Annotated in this window: 17 protein-coding genes and 1 pseudogene; 14 read left to right on the top strand and 4 right to left on the bottom strand. The window is 65.2% G+C overall.

Annotated elements, in window-relative coordinates; all coding sequences use genetic code 11:
• Nucleotides 1-101: 101 nt before the first annotated feature.
• The 3 genes from CR919_RS14320 (at nt 102) to lpdA (ending at nt 4437) form a co-directional block, all read left to right on the top strand.
• Nucleotides 102-671 (top strand): DNA-deoxyinosine glycosylase, encoded by a 570-nt coding sequence (locus tag CR919_RS14320; protein WP_099820573.1) that lies wholly within the window; start codon nt 102-104, stop codon nt 669-671.
• Nucleotides 672-784: 113 nt separating this feature from the next.
• Nucleotides 785-2521, top strand: coding sequence for a dihydrolipoyllysine-residue acetyltransferase (aceF, locus tag CR919_RS14325; protein WP_099820574.1), 1737 nt, complete (start codon nt 785-787; stop codon nt 2519-2521).
• A 107-nt stretch (nt 2522-2628) separates the two neighbouring features.
• Nucleotides 2629-4437: a dihydrolipoyl dehydrogenase gene (gene lpdA, locus CR919_RS14330; protein ID WP_099820575.1), complete on the top strand. Its 1809-nt coding sequence runs from the start codon at nt 2629-2631 to the stop codon at nt 4435-4437.
• A gap of 452 nt (nt 4438-4889) precedes the next feature.
• On the opposite strand, the gene CR919_RS14335 is transcribed toward lpdA, so the two are convergent.
• On the bottom strand, nt 4890-5708 hold the full coding sequence (locus tag CR919_RS14335) for a hypothetical protein (RefSeq protein ID WP_099820576.1): 819 nt from the start codon (nt 5706-5708) through the stop codon (nt 4890-4892).
• 495 nt (nt 5709-6203) lie between these two features.
• Between CR919_RS14335 and CR919_RS14340 the strand changes: the two genes are divergently transcribed.
• The 9 genes from CR919_RS14340 to CR919_RS14380 all read left to right on the top strand — a co-directional run bounded on the left by CR919_RS14340 (nt 6204) and on the right by CR919_RS14380 (nt 13369).
• Complete coding sequence (locus CR919_RS14340; RefSeq protein WP_032952006.1) at nt 6204-6536, top strand: hypothetical protein; 333 nt, start codon at nt 6204-6206, stop codon at nt 6534-6536.
• A gap of 31 nt (nt 6537-6567) precedes the next feature.
• Nucleotides 6568-7356, top strand: a complete 789-nt coding sequence (gene atpB / locus CR919_RS14345; RefSeq protein WP_089237055.1) for a F0F1 ATP synthase subunit A — start codon at nt 6568-6570, stop codon at nt 7354-7356.
• Between the two features lie 64 nt (nt 7357-7420).
• Entirely contained in the window at nt 7421-7723 is a 303-nt protein-coding gene (atpE, locus tag CR919_RS14350; RefSeq protein WP_089237053.1) for a F0F1 ATP synthase subunit C, read from the top strand.
• 114 nt (nt 7724-7837) lie between these two features.
• Nucleotides 7838-8308 carry a F0F1 ATP synthase subunit B gene (locus CR919_RS14355; protein ID WP_025877365.1) on the top strand — a complete coding sequence of 157 codons (471 nt, stop codon included), beginning with the start codon at nt 7838-7840 and terminating at the stop codon, nt 8306-8308.
• A gap of 2 nt (nt 8309-8310) precedes the next feature.
• A complete protein-coding gene (locus CR919_RS14360) occupies nt 8311-8838 on the top strand; it encodes a F0F1 ATP synthase subunit delta (RefSeq protein ID WP_089237051.1) in 528 nt (175 codons plus the stop codon).
• 44 nt (nt 8839-8882) lie between these two features.
• Entirely contained in the window at nt 8883-10430 is a 1548-nt protein-coding gene (atpA, locus tag CR919_RS14365; protein WP_089237049.1) for a F0F1 ATP synthase subunit alpha, read from the top strand.
• Nucleotides 10431-10525: 95 nt separating this feature from the next.
• Nucleotides 10526-11389, top strand: coding sequence for a F0F1 ATP synthase subunit gamma (gene atpG, locus CR919_RS14370; RefSeq protein WP_089237047.1), 864 nt, complete (start codon nt 10526-10528; stop codon nt 11387-11389).
• A 38-nt stretch (nt 11390-11427) separates the two neighbouring features.
• Nucleotides 11428-12834, top strand: coding sequence for a F0F1 ATP synthase subunit beta (gene atpD, locus CR919_RS14375; protein WP_089237045.1), 1407 nt, complete (start codon nt 11428-11430; stop codon nt 12832-12834).
• A gap of 112 nt (nt 12835-12946) precedes the next feature.
• A complete protein-coding gene (locus CR919_RS14380; RefSeq protein WP_025877355.1) occupies nt 12947-13369 on the top strand; it encodes a F0F1 ATP synthase subunit epsilon in 423 nt (140 codons plus the stop codon).
• 77 nt (nt 13370-13446) lie between these two features.
• Here the strand turns inward: CR919_RS14380 and CR919_RS14385 are convergent, their stop codons facing one another.
• Nucleotides 13447-13830, bottom strand: a complete 384-nt coding sequence (locus CR919_RS14385; protein WP_099820577.1) for a GtrA family protein — start codon at nt 13828-13830, stop codon at nt 13447-13449.
• A gap of 79 nt (nt 13831-13909) precedes the next feature.
• Between CR919_RS14385 and glmU the strand changes: the two genes are divergently transcribed.
• Complete coding sequence (gene glmU, locus CR919_RS14390; protein ID WP_099820578.1) at nt 13910-15277, top strand: bifunctional UDP-N-acetylglucosamine diphosphorylase/glucosamine-1-phosphate N-acetyltransferase GlmU; 1368 nt, start codon at nt 13910-13912, stop codon at nt 15275-15277.
• Nucleotides 15246-15779 (top strand): GNAT family N-acetyltransferase, encoded by a 534-nt coding sequence (locus CR919_RS14395; protein ID WP_099820579.1) that lies wholly within the window; start codon nt 15246-15248, stop codon nt 15777-15779. Before glmU ends, CR919_RS14395 begins: the two co-directional genes overlap by 32 nt.
• A gap of 557 nt (nt 15780-16336) precedes the next feature.
• Here the strand turns inward: CR919_RS14395 and CR919_RS14400 are convergent.
• Nucleotides 16337-17770, bottom strand: a pseudogene (locus tag CR919_RS14400) (ATP-binding protein); the annotation flags it as partial.
• Nucleotides 17695-19041: a sigma-54 dependent transcriptional regulator gene (locus tag CR919_RS14405; RefSeq protein WP_099820581.1), complete on the bottom strand. Its 1347-nt coding sequence runs from the start codon at nt 19039-19041 to the stop codon at nt 17695-17697. The pseudogene CR919_RS14400 and the gene CR919_RS14405, both read right to left, overlap by 76 nt.
• Nucleotides 19042-19084: the final 43 nt, after the last annotated feature.

Raw genomic sequence — 19084 nt, forward strand, 5'->3', positions numbered from 1 at the left:
CGCGCGTTAAAAATTAGTTCGCATTGTTCAGCGAACAGCGCGAAACGCTTGTTCTCACGTGGTTTCTGCCCTTCCGGAATATTCATGCAGTTGGAGAAGATGTGAGCGCCGCAACGTTGTGCATCGGCCTGCCTGCGCAGGTGAACGCGGATTGCCGGGTGTTGCTGCTGGGTTCAATGCCCGGTATCGCGTCATTGCAGGCACAGCATTACTACGCGCACCCGCGCAATCGTTTCTGGCCGTTGCTTGGCGATCTGTGCGGCTTCGATCCGTCGTTGCCGTATGCGCAGCGACTGCAGGCGCTGGCAGCCAATGGTGTGGGCCTGTGGGATGTGATCGGCCGCTGCGAGCGGCGCGGCAGCCTGGATGCGGACATCGTGCGTGGCACGGAAGTGGCCAATGCACTTCCCGCACTGATCGCCGCGTTGCCTGACCTGCAGCTGATCGGCTGCAACGGTGGCGCGGCGATGCAGACCTTCCAGCGCTGGGTGCAGCCGCAGCTGGCCGCCTCGCCAACCGTGCTGGCGCTGCCGTCCACCAGTCCGGCCAATGCAGCATGGTCGTTGCCGCGCCTGCGCCAGGCCTGGCAGCCGGTGGCCGTCGCACTGGCGACATCAAGCGGACATCGACAGGACAATACGCTACCGACTGGAAGCGCCGGCAGGCCATGAGCAACAACGTGTCCCGGCTGCGTGCGTACTGAAAACACCTGTAACGGTTGGCGCAGGCCCCCGCTGGCCGCACAATAGACGTTTCCCTACACCAGATTGCCGGAGTTCTCCCCATGGCCGAAATCAAGGAAGCACGTGTCCCCGATATCGGTGACTACAGCGATATCCCGGTAATCGAGGTGCTTGTTGCCGTCGGCGATACGGTGAAGAAGGACCAGGGCCTGGTCACGCTGGAAAGCGATAAAGCGACCATGGAGGTGCCGTCCTCGGTGGCCGGCGTGGTCAAGGAAATCAAGGTCAAGCTGGGCGACAGCCTGTCTGAAGGCAAGGTCGTGGCGCTGATCGAAGTGGCCGACGGCGAGGCTGCCCAGCCGGCCGCTGCTGCCGCTGCGCCGGCACCGGCCAAGGCCGCTGCTCCGGCCGCTGCCACCCAGGCGGCTCCCGCTGCCGCTCCGGCTCCGGCTCCGGCCGCTGCCGCCCCCGCTGCCAGCGGCGGCGCGGTTGAAGCGCTGGTGCCGGATATCGGCGACTACAGCGGTATTCCGGTCATCGAAGTGCTGGTCGCCGTGGGCGATACGGTGAAGAAGGACCAGGGTCTGGTCACGCTGGAAAGCGACAAGGCCACCATGGAAGTGCCGTCGTCGGTCGCCGGCGTGGTCAAGGAAATCAAGGTCAAGGTCGGCGACAACCTGTCGCAGGGCAACGTGGTCGCCATCATTGAAGCCGAAGGCGCTGCCGCCCCGGCCCCGGCCAAGGCCGCCGCCGCTGCCGCCCCGGCCGCCGCCGAGACGGCCACCAAGGTCGAGCCGGTCGCCGTGCCGGCACAGCCGGACAAGCTGGCTGCCCGCGAGATCGCCAGCGCCCCCTCGGCCGGCGCGCCGAGCAGCCCGCCGGTGCAGTTCAACGCCGATGGCGTGCTGCCGGCCAAGGTGCCCTACGCATCGCCGGTGGTACGCGTGTTCGCCCGCGAGCTGGGTGTCGACCTGCTGCAGGTCAGCGGCAGCGAGAAGGGCGGCCGCATCACCAAGGCCGACGTGCAGAAGTTCGTCAAGGCTGCGCTCAGCGGTGGAGCCCCGGCGGCTGCCGGTGGCACCGTGGCCGCCGGCGGTGGCCTCAACCTGCTGCCGTGGCCGAAGGTCGATTTCAGCAAGTTCGGCGACGTTGAAGTGCAGCCGCTGTCGCGCATCAAGAAGATCTCCGGTGCGAACCTGGCCCGCAACTGGGCGATGATCCCGCACGTGACCCAGTTCGAGCAGGCCGACATCACCGACCTGGAAGGCCTGCGCGTGGCCTTGAACAAGGAGAACGAGAAGGCCGGCATCAAGCTGACCATGCTCGCCTTCCTGATCAAGGCCAGCGCTGCGGCGCTGAAGCAGTTCCCGGAGTTCAACGCTTCGCTGGATGCAAGTGGCGAGAACCTGACCCTGAAGAAGTACTTCAACATCGGTTTCGCGGCCGATACCCCGAACGGCCTGGTCGTTCCGGTCATCCGCGATGTCGACAAGAAGGGCGTGGTGCAGATCGCGCAGGAAACCGGCGAGCTGGCCAGGAAGGCGCGCGACGGCAAGCTGGGCCCGGCCGACATGAGCGGCGGCTGCTTCTCGATCAGCTCGCTGGGCGGCATCGGCGGCACCGCGTTCACCCCGATCGTCAATGCCCCGGAAGTGGCCATCCTCGGCGTCTCCAAGTCGTCCATCCAGCCGGTCTGGAACGGCAAGGAGTTCGCACCGAAGCTGATGCTGCCGCTGTCGCTGAGCTACGACCACCGCGTCATCGATGGCGCCCTGGCCGCACGCTTCACCACGTACCTCTCGCAGGTGCTGGCCGACATGCGCCGCGTGCTGCTGTAAGGCACCGCTTCGCCCCCACCGTGCGGCCGCTGCCCCTGGCGCGGCCGCCTGTCGAAACGCAGTGACAGCCCACCGGCCACGCCGGTCGGGCACGAGGAAAACCCACCATGGCCACGATTGAAATCAAGGTTCCCGACATCGGCGATTACAGCGATGTACCGGTGATCGAAGTGCTGGTCGCCGTTGGCGATACGGTGAAGAAAGACCAGGGTCTGGTGACCCTGGAGTCGGACAAGGCGACCCTGGAAGTGCCGTCCTCGGCCGCTGGCGTGGTCAAGGAAATCAAGGTCAAGCTGGGCGACACCCTGTCCGAAGGCGCCGTCGTCGTGCTGCTGGAGTCCGACGGCACCGCTGAAACGCCTGCCAAGGCCGCTGCGCCGGCCCCGGCTGCAGCCGCTCCGGCCAGCAAGCCGCCGGTGACCCCGTCGCACCGCGCCCCGGCCGAGCCTGCAGCGCCGAAGCCGGCGCTGGCCAGTGGCAAGGCCGCCGACATCGAATGCGAAATGGTCGTGCTGGGCTCGGGCCCGGGCGGCTACACCGCCGCCTTCCGTGCCGCCGACGTCGGCCTGGATACGGTGCTGGTTGAACGCTATGCCAGCCTCGGCGGCGTCTGCCTCAACGTGGGCTGCATTCCGTCCAAGGCGTTGCTGCATGCCGCTGCGGTGATCGACGAAGTCGCCCACGCCGGCGATTTCGGCGTCGAGTTCGGCAAGCCGACCATCACCCTGGACAAGCTGCGCCAGTACAAGGAAAAGGTCGTCAACCAGCTGACCAAGGGCCTGGCCGGCATGGCCAAGCAGCGCAAGGTCCGCAACGTGCAGGGCGTTGGCACGTTCGTGTCGGCCAACGAACTGCTGATCACGGCTGAAGACGGCAGCACCCAGCTGCTGCGCTTCCAGAAGTGCATCATCGCCGCCGGTTCGCAGGCGGTGAAGCTGCCGAACTTCCCGTGGGACGACAAGCGCGTGATGGACTCCACCGACGCACTGGAACTGGCCGAAGTGCCGGGTTCGCTGCTGGTCGTCGGTGGCGGCATCATCGGCCTGGAAATGGCCACCGTGTATGGCGCGCTGGGCAGCAAGGTGACCGTGGTCGAGTTCATGGACCAGCTGATGCCGGGCGCCGACAAGGACCTGGTCAAGCCGCTGGCCGACCGCCTGAAGAAGCAGGGCATCGAGGTCCATCTGAAGACCAAGGCCTCCGGCGTGACCGCCGACGCCAAGGGCATCACCGTGACCTTCGAAGCCGCCGAGGAAGGGCAGACGCCGGCATTGGCGCAGGGCACCTTCGACCGCGTGCTGGTGGCCGTGGGCCGCTCGCCGAACGGCAAGAAGATCGACGCGGACAAGGCCGGCGTGCAGGTCACCGACCGCGGCTTCATTCCGGTCGACCGGCAGATGCGCACCAACGTGCCGCACATCTTTGCCATCGGCGACATCGTCGGCAACCCGATGCTGGCCCACAAGGCCACGCATGAGGGCAAGCTGGCGGCCGAAGTGGCTGCCGGCCACAAGAAGGAATGGGTGGCCCGCGTGATTCCGTCGGTGGCCTACACCAACCCGGAAATCGCCTGGGTCGGCGTGACCGAGACCGAAGCCAAGGCCAAGGGCCTGAAGGTCGGCGTGGCGAAGTTCCCGTGGGCCGCCAGCGGCCGCGCGATCGGCATCGGTCGCACCGAGGGTTTCACCAAGCTGATCTTCGACGAGGACAGCCACCGCATCATCGGTGGTGCGATCGTCGGCGTGCATGCTGGTGATCTGCTGGCCGAGATCGGCCTGGCCATTGAAATGGGTGCAGAGGCCGAGGACATCGGCCACACCATCCACGCGCACCCGACGCTGAGCGAATCGGTGGCGATGGCCTCGGAAATCTACGACGGCACGATCACCGATCTGTACATGCCGAAGAAGAAATAAGGCGCTCGCGCCTTTGCGAATAAAAAGCCCCGGCATTGCCGGGGTTTTTTTTTGTTTCTCCGCTTCGGATTTTTGCGAGCTGTAGGGCCGCTGCGTGGGCGGCAGGCGTTTCGACAAATGTCCCCCGTCGTCCGCCTGCGGCGGTCGCCTCCTCCTTTACTTTGTCGAAACGCCTGCCGCCCGCGCAGCGGCTCGGCTTGCGGACAGTCGAGAGCCAGTGCCAAAGCCGCCCGGATGTCTGACACGCGGAGGGAGAGGGGGCTGGGTGCGAAGTAAAGGAGGAGGTGACGGCCGCAGGCCGGCGCCGGGGGACATTCGCACCCAGCCCCCTCTCTCTCCAGCGCTCGAGCAACCTGCTCTTGCCCCTGCACGGAACAACAGCACAAAAAAACGCGGCCCCCGATATTCCGGAGGCCGCGCCAGGAGAGAGCGTTGTGGAAGAGGCGCAGGGCTTAGAAGGTGACGCTGATACCGGCCACCGGGCCCTTGAATTCCTGCTTCAGGCCGATGGTGCCGTCGCTGCCCTTCTTGTCCGCATCCAGCTTGAACCAGTCGTAGCCGGCGAACACACCGAAGTTCGGGGTGAAGCGGTAATCGACGATCGCGTTGGCGCGGCTCAGGTCACCCTTGTAGTCGTCGAAGCTGCCCCAGCGCGTGTTGAGGTACTGGCCCTGCAGCGTGATCATCCACTTTTCGGACGGGGTGAAGCTCAGGCGTGCACCGACCACCGGCGCCACGCCGTCGGTCTTCTCGTCCAGGAACTGGCCTTCATACACCGTGCCCAGATCGGCGTAGCCCTTGGTGCTGACCTTGGCGTATTCGGCACCCAGCTGCAGGCCGAGGTCGAACTTCTCGGTGTCCACCACCGAGTAGTCATACACCAGGCTGGCCACCTGGTACTTCAGCTCGGCCTTGACGAAGCTGTCGGCCGGCACGTTGACGTTGCCGAAGGAAATATCCTGGCCGAGCGTCTCGCGGCGGTCCTTGTCGTACTTGAAGTAGTTGAACAGCAGGCGCTGGCGGTTGCTGATGCGGAACATGCCGTCGATGCGCGGCTCCCATTCCTTGCCACCCAGCTTGAAGTCCTCGGAGAAGCCGATGTCCTGGCCGGCGACATTGGTGTTGCCGCGCAGGGTGTTGTCCGAGTCGATGTTCATCGCACCCAGGCGCAGGGCGAAGCGGTCATCGCCTTCGGCGGCATGGGCGGCGGAGGCGAACGACGCGCCGGCGGCGAGAAGCGAGAGGGCGAGCAGGGTGGGAACGGAGCGCATCGAAGAGTCCTTGCAGTGGTTCATCGGAATGAAGGCCACTTTGCCGGACGTCGCTGTCCACCATTCGTGAAAGTATGGTCCACGCGATGTGGACGGTTCAGCGCTGTCGGTGCCGCGCGAAAAGATGGCCCCGGAGCGGCGCTTCGGGGCCATCATGGGGACCTGCAGGCGAAGCGTCGACGAGGTAGCTGCAGGCAGGTCGCAGGATCGGACCATCACCGTCGGCGGAAAGTTCCATCGTCTGCGACCAAAGTTCAATACGTTGCGGCGCAACATCGCGCAGTTGTCATTGTCCCCGTGGTGGGCTGCAAAACCGCAGCCCTTACCGCAACTTGCGCTGTTCCGATATGAACAGGCACCGGTTGTCTCGCAAATTGTCCCATTGCTATAATTTGGCGGCTCGATGAGGCCCCCCTGCTGTAGTCGCCTCAGCCATCCACTTGTAACCACGCGGGACGTCCTGTGCTGAACTCCGTAGAAACGGGTCGGCGACTGATGCTGCGCGCCGCGGTCTACCCGCTGGCCGCAGTGGCTGTCCTGGCTCTGGCCTTCCTGCTGGTAGGGCCGAAGTATGCCCTTGGTGCCCTGGCATCCGGTGTGGCGGTTTCGGCCGGTGGTTGGGTGGCGGCACGGATGGCATTGGGTGGTGGTGCGCTGGGGGCCGGTTCGGCCATGGCACGCCTGATCGTTGCGATCGTGGCCAAGTGGGCGCTCGTTTTTGGTGTCCTGATGGTGGGGTTCCTGGTCTTCAAGCTGCCTGCATTGGCGCTGTTGGCCGGTATCGCCGTCGGGCTGATGTTCCAGGTCCTGGCCATGGCCAGGCGCTAATCGAATTCATTTAACTTAAGGTTCCGGACACATGGCAGGCGAGGCGCTTACACCCACCTCCTACATCCAGCATCACCTGCACAATCTGACGGCAGGTCATGGCTCTCCGTGGGCAATCCACGTGGACACGCTGGTGACCTCGCTGCTGATGGGCCTGGTGATGGTCGTCGCCTTCTGGCTCGGCACCCGCAAGGCCACCTCCGGCGTGCCGGGCAAGTGGCAGGCGTTCGTCGAGATCTGCCTGGAGTTCGTTGACCGCCAGGCCAAGGACACCTACCACGGCACCAGCAAGCTGGTGACCCCGATCGCGATCACGATCTTCTTCTGGATCCTCCTGATGAACCTCATCAAGATGATCCCGGCCGACTTCATCGCCAAGCCGCTCGAACTGATGGGCGTGCCGTACTGGAAGCCGGTCCCCACCGCCGACGTCAATGCCACCCTCGGCATGTCGATCAGCGTGTTCTTCCTGATGCTGTTCTTCGCGCTGCGCGCCAAGGGCTTTGGCGGTTTCGCCAAGGAATTCCTGACCGCACCGTTTGGCAAGTGGATGATGCCGTTCAACCTGATCCTGAACATCGTCGAGTGGCTGAGCAAGCCGATCTCGCTGGCGATGCGACTGTTCGGCAACATGTTCGGCGGTGAAATCGTGTTCCTGCTGATCTGGGTGCTGGGCGGTGCAGGTATCGCCGGCATGTTTGCAGGCGCGTTCGCCGGCTTCGGCTGGATGCTGTTCCACCTTCTGGTGATTCCGCTGCAGGCCTTCATCTTCATGATGCTGTCCATCGTGTACCTGAGCCTGTCGGAAGACGCTCACTGAGTTTCGCTTCACCCTTCATCCGTTTGTTTCTAAACCCTTAGCAATCAAGTTCCTGGAGAAAACCATGTACTTCGCCGTCCTGACCAATCTCGCCCAAGTTCAGAGCTCCACCGTCCTCGCCGTCGGCATCATGATCGGCCTGGCCGCGCTGGGCGCCGGTCTGGGTCTGGCCATCATGGCCGGTAAGTTCCTGGAGTCGGCCGCGCGCCAGCCGGAACTGATCCCGGTCCTGCAGGTCCGCATGTTCATCACCGCCGGCCTGATCGACGCCGCCTTCATCATCTCGGTCGCCGTGGGCCTGCTGTTCGCCTTCGCCAACCCGATGGTCGGCGAGTTCGTCTCGCGCCTGCCGGCAATCGCTGGCTGATCCAGCGAAAGCGAAACGACCAGGCGCCGCAGGTGCCTGGTCGCGGATGAAGGTTCGGAGGCGCCGCCCGTGTGGCGGCGCTTCCATCCCGTCACAACCGACTGAGCGAACCCCATGGATATCGGTTTTACCCTCATCGCCCAGGCCCTGGCCTTTGCCGCCCTGATCTGGCTCATCGCGACCAAGATCTGGCCGCCGCTGATGAACGCGATCGAAGAGCGCCAGCAGAAGATCGCTGAAGGCCTCGCTGCTGCCGACCGCAGCCAGAAAGATCTGGCCCAGGCGCAGGACAAGGTCAATGAAGCGCTGAAGGAAGCCCGCACCAAGGCCAACGAGATCATCGACCAGGCCCACGCGCGTGCCAACCAGATCGTCGACGCGGCCCGCAACGAAGCTGTTGCCGAAGCCACCCGTCAGAAGGACCTGGCCCAGGCCGAAATCGACGCCGCCGCCAACCGTGCCCGTGAAGATCTGCGCAAGCAGGTGTCCGCGCTGGCCGTGACCGGTGCCGAAAAGCTGCTCAAGCGCGAAATCGACGCCAACGCCCACAAGGCGCTGCTCGACGAGCTGGCCTCGGAGATTTAAGGATGAGCCAGGCCCTCACGCTTGCCCGCCCGTACGCCCGCGCCGCCTTCGCGACCGCGCGTGACGAAGGCGCGTTCGCGCCGTGGTCGGACGCTTTGGCGTTCTCCGCCCACGTCGCCGCCGACCCGCGCGTGGCGGCCCTGCTCGCCAACCCGGAGCTGGGTCGCGATGACGCCGTCGCCCTGCTGGCGCCGGAGTCCCGCGGCGAGACCTACTCGCGCTTCCTGGCTGTGCTTGCCGAATCGCATCGTCTGCCGCTGCTGCCGGAAATCGCCGGCATGTTCGACGCACTGCGCGCCGAGGCCGAGCACGTGGTCAAGGCCACGGTGACCTCCGCGGCCGAGCTGTCGGTTGCCGAGCTGGACGCGATCAAGGCCGCGCTGCGCAAGCGCTTCAACCGCGAGGTCGAAGTGGCTACTGCGGTCGACGCCTCGCTGATCGGCGGCGCTGTGATCGACGCCGGTGACGTGGTCATCGATGGTTCGCTGAAGGGCAAGCTGGCCCGTCTGCAGACCGCGCTCGCTAACTGAATTCATTTAACGTCCGGCCCCGCTGCCGGCACTAGGACTTGACGATGGCAACCACGCTCAACCCCTCCGAAATCAGCGAACTGATCAAGAACCGCATCGAGAAGGTCAAGCTGGCCGCGGAATCGCGCAACGAAGGCACCGTGACCAGCGTGTCCGACGGCATCGTGCGCATCTTCGGTCTGGCCGACGTGATGCAGGGCGAAATGATCGAACTGCCGAACAACACCTTCGCCCTGGCCCTGAACCTGGAGCGCGACTCGGTCGGCGCCGTGGTCCTGGGTGGCTACGAGAAAGTGCGCGAAGGTGACGTCGCCAAGACCACCGGCCGCATCCTGGAAGTGCCGGTCGGTCCGGAACTGCTGGGCCGCGTCGTCAACGCGCTCGGCGAGCCGATCGACGGCAAGGGCCCGCTGGGCACCGACCTGACCGCTCCGGTGGAGCGCGTTGCTCCGGGCGTGATCTGGCGCAAGTCGGTCGACCAGCCGGTGCAGACCGGTTACAAGTCGGTCGACTCGATGATCCCGATCGGCCGTGGCCAGCGCGAGCTGGTCATCGGTGACCGCCAGACCGGCAAGACCGCGCTGGCCATCGATGCGGTGATCAACCAGAAGGGCACCGGCATCAAGTGCGTGTACGTAGCGATCGGCCAGAAGGCCTCGACCGTTGCCAACATCGTGCGCAAGCTGGAAGAGAACGGCGCCCTGGCGCACACCATCGTGGTGGCTGCCACCGCGTCCGAATCGGCCGCGATGCAGTACATCAGCGCCTACTCGGGCTGCACCATGGGCGAGTACTTCATGGACCGCGGCGAAGACGCGCTGATCGTGTACGACGATCTGTCCAAGCAGGCCGTGGCCTACCGCCAGATCTCGCTGCTGCTGAAGCGTCCGCCGGGCCGTGAAGCCTACCCGGGTGACGTGTTCTACCTGCACTCCCGTCTGCTCGAGCGCGCTGCCCGCGTGTCCGAGGAATATGTCGAGAAGTTCACCGAAGGCAAGGTCACCGGCAAGACCGGTTCGCTGACCGCGCTGCCGATCATCGAAACCCAGGCCGGCGACGTCTCCGCGTTCGTTCCGACCAACGTGATCTCGATCACCGACGGCCAGATCTTCCTGGAAACCGATCTGTTCAACGCCGGCATCCGCCCGGCCGTGAACGCCGGTATCTCGGTGTCGCGCGTCGGTGGTTCGGCACAGACCAAGATCATCAAGAAGCTGTCTGGCGGCATCCGTATCTCGCTGGCCCAGTACCGCGAGCTGGCTGCGTTCGCGCAGTTCGCCTCGGACCTGGACGAAGCCACCCGCAAGCAGCTGGAGCGCGGTCAGCGCGTCACCGAGCTGATGAAGCAGAAGCAGTACGCGCCGATGTCGATCGCCAACCAGGCGCTGTCGATCTACGCCGTCAACGAGGGTTACCTCGACGACGTGCCGGTCAGCAAGCTGCTGGCGTTCGAAGAAGGCCTGCACGCGCACTTCGCCAACACCCAGGGCGAGCTGATCGGCAAGGTCAACGCCACCGGCGGTTGGGACAACGACATCGAAGGTGCCTTCAAGAAGGGCATCGTCGAGTTCAAGACCACCGGCAGCTGGTAATCGAGGTCCTGTAGAGCGGAGCGATGCTCCGCTGGACCAGACGATCAAACGGTTGAACAACGCGGGGCCCAGGCCCCGCGCCACGGGAATAAAAGATGGCAAGCGGACGCGAAATCAAAACCAAGATCAAGAGCGTGCAGAACACCCGCAAGGTGACGCGCGCCCTGGAAATGGTCTCGGCCTCCAAGATCCGCAAGGCGCAGGATCGGATGAAGACCTCGCGTCCGTACGCGCAGGCGATGAAGCAGGTGATCGGCCACCTGGCGCAGGCCAGCACCGACTACCAGCATCCGTTCCTGGTCGAGCGTGAGCAGGTCAAGCGGGTCGGTTTCATCGTGATCTCCTCCGATCGCGGTCTGGCCGGCGGCCTCAACAACAACCTGTTCCGCAAGATGCTTGGCGAAGCCAAGGCCTGGCAGGACAAGGGCGCCGAAGTGGACCTGGTGACCATCGGCCAGAAGGCATCGACCTTCTTCCGCCGGGTCAAGGTGAACATGGTCGGCACGGTGACCCACATCGGCGACACGCCGAAGCTGGAATCGCTGATCGGTGTGATCAAGGTCATGCTCGACGCCTTCACCGAAGGCAAGGTCGACCGCGTGTATCTGGTCTACAACCGCTTCGTCAACACCATGGTGCAGAAGGCCAGCTTCGATCAGCTGCTGCCGCTGCCGGCCGCGGAGAAGCAGGTTGCGCACCACGACTGGGACTACCTGTACGAACCCGATGCCGCGACCGTGCTCGAGCACGTGATGACGCGTTACATCGAGTCGCTGGTGTACCAGGCGCTGCTGGAAAACGTCGCTTCCGAGCATGCCGCGCGCATGGTGGCGATGAAGTCGGCCAGTGACAACGCCAACAAGCTGATCGGAACCCTGCAGCTGGTCTACAACAAGGCCCGCCAGGCAGCGATCACCCAGGAAATCTCCGAAATCGTCGGCGGCGCGGCAGCAGTCTGACCGCGTTCGTTAAAAGCACACATTTAGAGGATGCAGCAATGAGTCAGGGCAAGATCGTTCAGATCATCGGCGCCGTCGTCGACGTCGAATTCCCCCGCGAGTCGGTGCCGAAGGTGTACCACGCGCTGAAGGTGGACAACACCGAAATCACCCTGGAAGTGCAGCAGCAGCTCGGTGACGGCGTGGTCCGCTGCATCGCGCTGGGCTCCACCGATGGCCTGAAGCGCAACCTGGTGGCCACCAACACCGAGCGCGGCATCTCCGTGCCGGTCGGCGCTGGCACCCTGGGCCGCATCATGGACGTGCTCGGCCGTCCGATCGACGAAGCCGGTCCGGTCGCCGCCAGCGATACCTGGGAAATCCACCGCGCTGCTCCGTCGTACGAAGACCAGTCCCCGGCCACCGAGCTGCTGGAAACCGGCATCAAGGTCATCGACCTGATGTGCCCGTTCGCCAAGGGCGGCAAGGTCGGCCTGTTCGGCGGCGCCGGCGTCGGCAAGACCGTCAACATGATGGAGCTGATCAACAACATCGCCAAGGCGCACAGCGGTCTGTCCGTGTTCGCCGGCGTGGGTGAGCGTACCCGTGAGGGCAACGACTTCTACCACGAGATGAAGGACTCCAACGTCCTGGACAAGGTCGCGATGGTGTACGGCCAGATGAACGAGCCGCCGGGCAACCGTCTGCGCGTCGCCCTGACCGGCCTGACCATGGCCGAGTACTTCCGCGACGAGAAGGACGAGAACGGCAAGGGCAAGGACGTGCTGCTGTTCGTCGACAACATCTACCGCTACACCCTGGCCGGTACCGAAGTGTCGGCACTGCTGGGTCGTATGCCGTCGGCAGTGGGCTACCAGCCGACCCTGGCCGAGGAAATGGGCGTCCTGCAGGAGCGCATCACCTCGACCAAGAATGGTTCGATCACCTCGATCCAGGCCGTCTACGTGCCGGCCGATGACTTGACCGATCCGTCGCCGGCGACCACCTTCGCCCACCTGGACTCGACCGTGACCCTGTCGCGTTCGATCGCTTCGCTGGGTATCTACCCGGCGGTCGATCCGCTGGACTCCACCAGCCGCCAGATGGACCCGCTGGTCATCGGCCACGAGCACTACGACACCGCCCAGCGCGTCCAGCAGACCCTGCAGAAGTACAAGGAACTGAAGGACATCATCGCCATCCTGGGCATGGACGAACTGTCCGAAGAAGACAAGCAGGCCGTGTCGCGCGCCCGCAAGATCGAGCGCTTCTTCAGCCAGCCGTTCCACGTGGCCGAAGTGTTCACCGGCTCGCCGGGCAAGTACGTGTCGCTGAAGGACACCATCCGTGGCTTCAAGGCCATCGTCGATGGCGAGTACGACCACCTGCCGGAGCAGGCGTTCTACATGGTCGGCAGCATCGAAGAAGCGGTCGAGAAGGCCAAGAAGATGGCCGAGAAGGCCTGATGCGGCGGGGACGGGCACACGCCCGTCCCGACCGTGACACGGGGTGGGCCTGCGCCCACCGCTGCGGAATCCCTGCGGTGGGTTCGACCCGCCCCCTAGCGAAGAGAGTTACATGAGCACCATCCGTTGCGACATCGTCAGCGCCGAGCAGGAAATCTTCCGTGGCGAAGCGACCCTGGTCGTGGCCACCGGTGAGCTGGGCGAACTGGGCATCGCGCCCAAGCACGCACCGCTGATCACCCGCCTGAAGCCGGGCAAGGTGGTAGTGACCACGCCGAGCGGCGAGCAGCTGGATTTCGCCATTTCCGGCGGCATCCTGGAAGTGCAGCCGCAGGTGGTGACCGTGCTGGCCGACACCGCGATCCGCGCACAGGACATCGACGAAGCCTCGGTCCGCAAGGCCAAGGAAGAAGCCGAGCGCATCCTGGCCAACCGTGGCGAAGCGATGGAAGTGGCCGAAGCCCAGCAGAAGCTGGCCGAAGCCGTTGTCCAGCTGCAGGCGCTGGAGCGCCTGCGCAAGACCCTCAAGCACTGAGGTCCAGCGCCATCAAGCAGGAACGCCGGCCACGTGCCGGCGTTTTTGTATGTGCCGACGACGCAGCGGAAACGCCGTTACCGGTACACGACATGGCGCAGCAGCAGGAAAGACACCACCGCCAGGCCCGCTTCCACCAGCGGCTTTGCCAGCCAGGCGTCCTGCAGGCCCAGCGCATGGTCGGCGGCGGCCACCAGCAGCGTGCTGGCCGTGGTCAGCAGCAACCACAGCGGCAGGAATCGCGCGAAGCGGCGCCACCCCAGGCGTTGTCCGTTGGCGTCGGCGAAGGTGATGCGTCCATTGAGCCAGAAACCCAGCAGCATGCCGGCCACGCGTCCGCAGACGTTGCCGGGCGCAGCAGGCATGCCGGCGGCCGTCGCCAGGACGAATACCGCCCAGTCCAGCAGCAGCTGCAGCACGCCGATGATGAGATAGGAACGGCCTTGGCGGAGCAGGCTCATGGCGCCGGGGTCATGGTGGGGGCTCCATGTTAACGGCCCTCGTTCTAGAATCACCGCCATCGAATCGTGGACCGCCCGCATGACCCAACCCCTGCACGTCATCATCCTCGCCGCTGGCGCCGGCAAGCGCATGAAATCGGTGCTGCCCAAGGTCCTGCAGCCGATTGCCGGGCAACCGATGCTGGCGCATGTGATCGCCACCGCGCGCGAACTGCAGCCGGCTGCCATCCATGTGGTGTACGGCCACGGCGGGGACCAGGTGCGCAGCTATTTTGCCGACCAGCCGGACCTGTTGTGGGCTGAACAAGCGCAGCAGCTGGGTACTGGCCACGCCGTGGCCCAGGCCATGCCGGAGGTGCCCGACGCCGCACAGGTGCTGGTGTTGTACGGCGATGTGCCGTTGATCCGTGCGCAGACCCTGCGCGAGCTGCTGGCCCAGCCGGGCCGGCTGGCCGTGCTGGTTGCCGACGTCGAGGATCCCACCGGCTATGGTCGCGTGCTGCGCGATGCCGAAGGCAAGGTGGGGGCGATCGTCGAGCAGAAGGACGCCGACGATGAACAGCGCCGGGTGCGCATCATCAACACCGGCATCATCACTGCCGAGTCGACGGCGCTGCGTCGTTGGCTGTCACAGCTGTCCAACAGCAACGCGCAGGGCGAGTACTACCTGACCGATGTGTTCGCCTTCGCCGCCCGTGAGTTCACTCCGGCGGAGATGGCCCTGGTGGCCGATGCGCAGGACGCGGAAGGCGCGAACGATCCATGGCAGCTCTCGCAGCTGGAACGGGCCTGGCAGCGGCGCGCGGTGCGCGCGCTGTGCATCCAGGGTGCGCGCGTGCGGGACCCGGCACGGGTCGATATCCGTGGTGAGGTGATCGTCGGCAGCGACGTGATGATCGATGTCGATGTGATCCTGGAAGGCAAGGTGGTGCTGGGCGATGGCGTGACCGTCGGCCCGTTCACCCGGCTGAAGGACGTCACCCTCGGTGCGGGCACTGAAGTGCGTGCGCACTGCGATGTCGAAGGCGTGATCAGCGAGGGTGCGGCACAGATCGGCCCGTTCGCGCGGCTGCGCCCGGGCACGGTGCTGGCCGATGGCGTGCACGTGGGCAACTTCGTGGAAACCAAGAAGGTCACCCTGGGCGTGGGCAGCAAGGCCAACCACCTGACCTACCTGGGCGATGCGGTGATCGGCAGCAAGGTCAACATCGGTGCGGGCACCATCACCTGCAACTACGACGGCGTGAACAAGTCGACCACCACCATCGGCGACAACGCCTTCATCGGCTCGAACAGTTCGCTGGTGGCGCCGGTGCTGATCGGTGAAGGGGCGACGATCGCTGCAGGTTCGGTCATCACCCGCACTGCGCCGGAGGGCAAGCTGACCGTGGCCCGCGCGCGCCAGGAAACGATCGATGGCTGGCAGCGTCCCATCAAGAAGAGCTGAGCCGAGGCCACCGCGCGTCGACGAGCTCGACGCGTTGCGCCGCATCGAACAGCGTGCGGGCGAACTGCTGCGCGGGCACGAGGCGTACCCGGTGTTCGCCGGTCATGGACTGGACCTTCCGACGTTGCAGGCTGGACTGCAGCGTGGTCTGTTGTGGATCATCGAAGGCGCCGATGGCGGCATCGCCGGCTACCTGCTGGGCGGTGCGCTCGACGGTGATTTCCATGTGCTGCAGATGGATGTGGATCCCAGCCACGCGCGGCGTGGCTACGGACGCGCGCTGCTGCGGCATGCGCTGGCCGAGGCCAAGGCGCTTGGCTACCCGGCGGCAGTGCTGACCACGTTGTCGGATGTGCCGTGGAATGCGCCTTTCTACGGCAGCGAAGGATTCAACGTGCTGCCGGAGGCGGAGTGGAGCGCGGGCCTGCGAGTGGTGATGGCCGAGGAAGCCGCGCTGGGATTCCCGATGCAGTTGCGGGTGGCGATGCGGCGGGTGCTTTAGTTTTTGCTTCTTCTGTTGATTGCTGATGGTTGCTCATCTTTCATGGGTGTCACTTTTCTTTTCGCGCGAAAAGAAAAGTAACCAAAAGAAACGTTCCGCCGGCCGCGAGCCGATGCTGCGCATCGGTGCCCTGCGCTCCTCGGCGAATCAGGGGCCGGTGCCGAACTCGCTGCGCTCAGACATCGGCACCTCTTCGCCCCTGATTCCCCTGCGGTGCTCGGCTCGCTTCAAGGCGGACCCAAGTCAAACCCCACAGCTGCACCCAGTAGATCCACGCCATGCGTGGATGCTTTTGCTTTGCTTCTCGAGTCCGCCTTGAAGCGAGCCGAGCACCGCAGGGCCGGCGAGGGCGAAGAGGCGCGGGTGTCTGAGCGAAGCGAGTTCCCGCGCCGTCCCTCGACGGACCGAGGAGCGCAGGGTACCGGCGTGCGCAGCACGACGGCTCGCGGACCGGCGGCGCGTTTCTTTTGGTTACTTTTCTTTTCGCGCGAAAAGAAAAGTGACACCCATGAACAATGATCAACCTTCAGCAATCAACAGAAGAAGGAAGAACAAACCTACCCCACCGGCAACAGGATCGACACACACAGCCCGCCGTCGGTGCGGTTCTGCAGCGACACCCTGCCACCGTGCGCCTCGACGATCTCGCGGGTGAGTGCCAGCCCCAGGCCGGTGCCATTGCGCTTGGTCGAATAGAACGGCATCAGCGCATTCTGCAGCACCTGCTCGTTCATGCCCTTGCCACGGTCCAGCACATCCAGCCGCAACCACTGCGGCAGCCGGGTCAGCTGCACCTGCACGTCGTCGTTCGGCGGATCTGCTTCGGCGCAGGCCTCGTGCGCGTTCTTCAGCAGGTTGAGCAGGGCCTGGCCGAACTGGGCGATGTCGATCCGGCTGCTCAGCTCCTCGTCGGGTTCACGCTCCATGGTGAACGGAATCTGCTGGCACAGGCTGGACAGGAACGGCGCCCACTGCACGGTCTGCAGTTGGGGCTGCGGCAGCTTGGCGAAACGCGCGTAGCCGCGGATGAAGCCTTCCAGGTGGCGTGCGCGGTCTTCGATGGTGGTGAAGATCTCCGGCAGCCGGTCAAAGCGCTCGCGCTTGACCAGTTCGCCACCGGAGTGCGCCAGCGATGCGATCGGCGCCAGCGAGTTGTTGAGTTCGTGGCTGATCACCCGGATCACCTTCTTCCAGGTCTGCACTTCCTGCCGGCGCAGTTCGGCAGTGAGCTGGCGCACCAGCAGCAGGTCATGCGGACGGCCGTTGAGCTGGAACGCGCGCCGCGACAGGTGATAGACCTGTTCGTCATCCTCGTCGCCCTCCACACCGTCTTCGTTTTCAGCTTTCACCGCGAACAGGCTGTCGCCGCCGCGGCCGATGGCATCGCGCAGCTCCACCGGCAGCTGCTCGAGTACGTCCTCCATGCGCTGGCCTTCCAGCTTCCAGCCGCCGTGCAGCAGCTTGCGCGCCGCCAGGTTGGAGAACACCACGCGGGAAATACCATCGCCACCGGCCGCAATCAGCAGCATCGCCACCGGTGTGTTCTGCACCATGGTGTCCAGCAGCAGTTCGCGCTGCACCAGGCCCTGGCGTTGTGCGCGCAGCACTTCGCCCAGTTCGCGGTGTGCCTGCACCAGGTCACCCAGTTCGTCATTGCCGGGCCAGTAGATGCCGAAGTTGTACTCACCGTCGCGGTAGCTGCTGGTGGTCCCGGACAGCGCCCGCATCAACGAGCGCACCGGTGCGGTGGCGCGGCGCAGCGTCCACCACATCAATGACAGCAGGATGATCGTGGAGACCGTGGTCACCACCCAGCCATGGTCCATCCAGTACGCCAGCAGCCACGGCAGCGCGGCAGCCAGCGCCAGCACCGGCAGCAGGCGCAGGAACAGGCGGAAGGTGAAGGAGCGTCGCTTCATTCGCGTGGGATACCGTGACGGTCCATGCGCCGGTACAGCGCCTGCCGGCTCAGTCCAAGTTCGTTGGCCGCCTGTGCGATGACCCCGTGGTTGCGCGCCAGCACTTCTTCGATGCGTGCGCGGTCGGGATCATTGCCGGCGCTTGGCGTCGGGCGCGGTGCCGCAGGCGCACGCGGCAGGTTGAGATCGGCCACCTCGATGCGGTTGCCGGTGGCCAGCAGTTCGGCACGCTGGATCACGTTGCGCAGCTCACGCACGTTGCCCGGCCACAGGTGCCGCTGCAGTGCAGTGGCGGCCGTGCTGGACAGCGGCTTGCCGATGCTGAGGAAATGCTCGGCCAACGGCACGATGTCGCCGGGCCGGTCGGCCAGCGGCGGCAGCGCCAGTTCCACCGTGTTGAGCCGGTAGTAGAGGTCTTCGCGGAACGTACCCTCGCGGATCATTGCCGGCAGGTCGGCATTGGTCGCACTGACCACGCGCACCTTGACCTGGCGTTCGCGGTTGGAGCCCAGGCGCTCGAAGCGTCCTGTCTCCAGCACGCGCAGCAGCTTCATCTGCCCGCCCAGCGACAGGTTGCCGATTTCATCCAGGAACAGCGTGCCGCCGTCGGCCGCCTCGAACTTGCCTTCGCGCGCCTTGTTGGCGCCGGTATAAGCGCCGGCCTCGGCACCGAACAGTTCGGCCTCGATCAGTTCGGAGGGCAGCGCACCGCAGTTCACCGCCACGAACGGGCCCTTGGCCACCAGCGAGTTGGCCTGGATGATCTGCGCGATCTTCTCCTTGCCCGCGCCATTGGGGCCGGTGATCAGTACCGGCAGCTCCGAGCGCGCGACCTGGCAGGCAAGGGCGATCACCCGCTCGCTGGCGGGGTCGGCGAACACCGCGCCACACAACGCGTACTTGTCTTCCAGTGCATGGCGCTGGCGCTGTTCGCGCTGGCGTCGCTGGTCCAGTTCGCGCCGCGCTTCGGACAATTCCAGCAGGTTGTTGACCGTGGTCAGCAGCTTGCGGTCATCCCAGGGTTTGGCCAGGTAGTCGGCGGCACCGGCCTTGACCAGGTCCACCGCGCTGCTCAGGTGGGTCCAGGCCGTCAGCAGGATCACCGGCAGATCGGGGTGGCGTTCGCGGATCTGCGCGAACAGCGCCTCGCCTTCCTCGCCGGAGGTGGTGTCCTCGCTGAAGTTCATGTCCTGGATCACCAGGTCGACCGCCTGCGACTCCAGCAGTGCCAGCCCTTCGGCCGGGCTCTGCGCCAGCAGGGTGTCGATGTCGTGCAGGGAGAACAGCACGTCCAGCGCGGTTCCCACGCTGGCGTTGTCGTCGATGATCAGGATCGCAGGCATTCGGCGGCTTCTGGGAGGGCAGGGAAGCGCCGGAAAGCGTCGG

The organism is Stenotrophomonas sp. LMG 10879 (assembly GCF_002750935.1).
In the GTDB taxonomy this organism is placed as follows: domain Bacteria; phylum Pseudomonadota; class Gammaproteobacteria; order Xanthomonadales; family Xanthomonadaceae; genus Stenotrophomonas; species Stenotrophomonas lactitubi_B.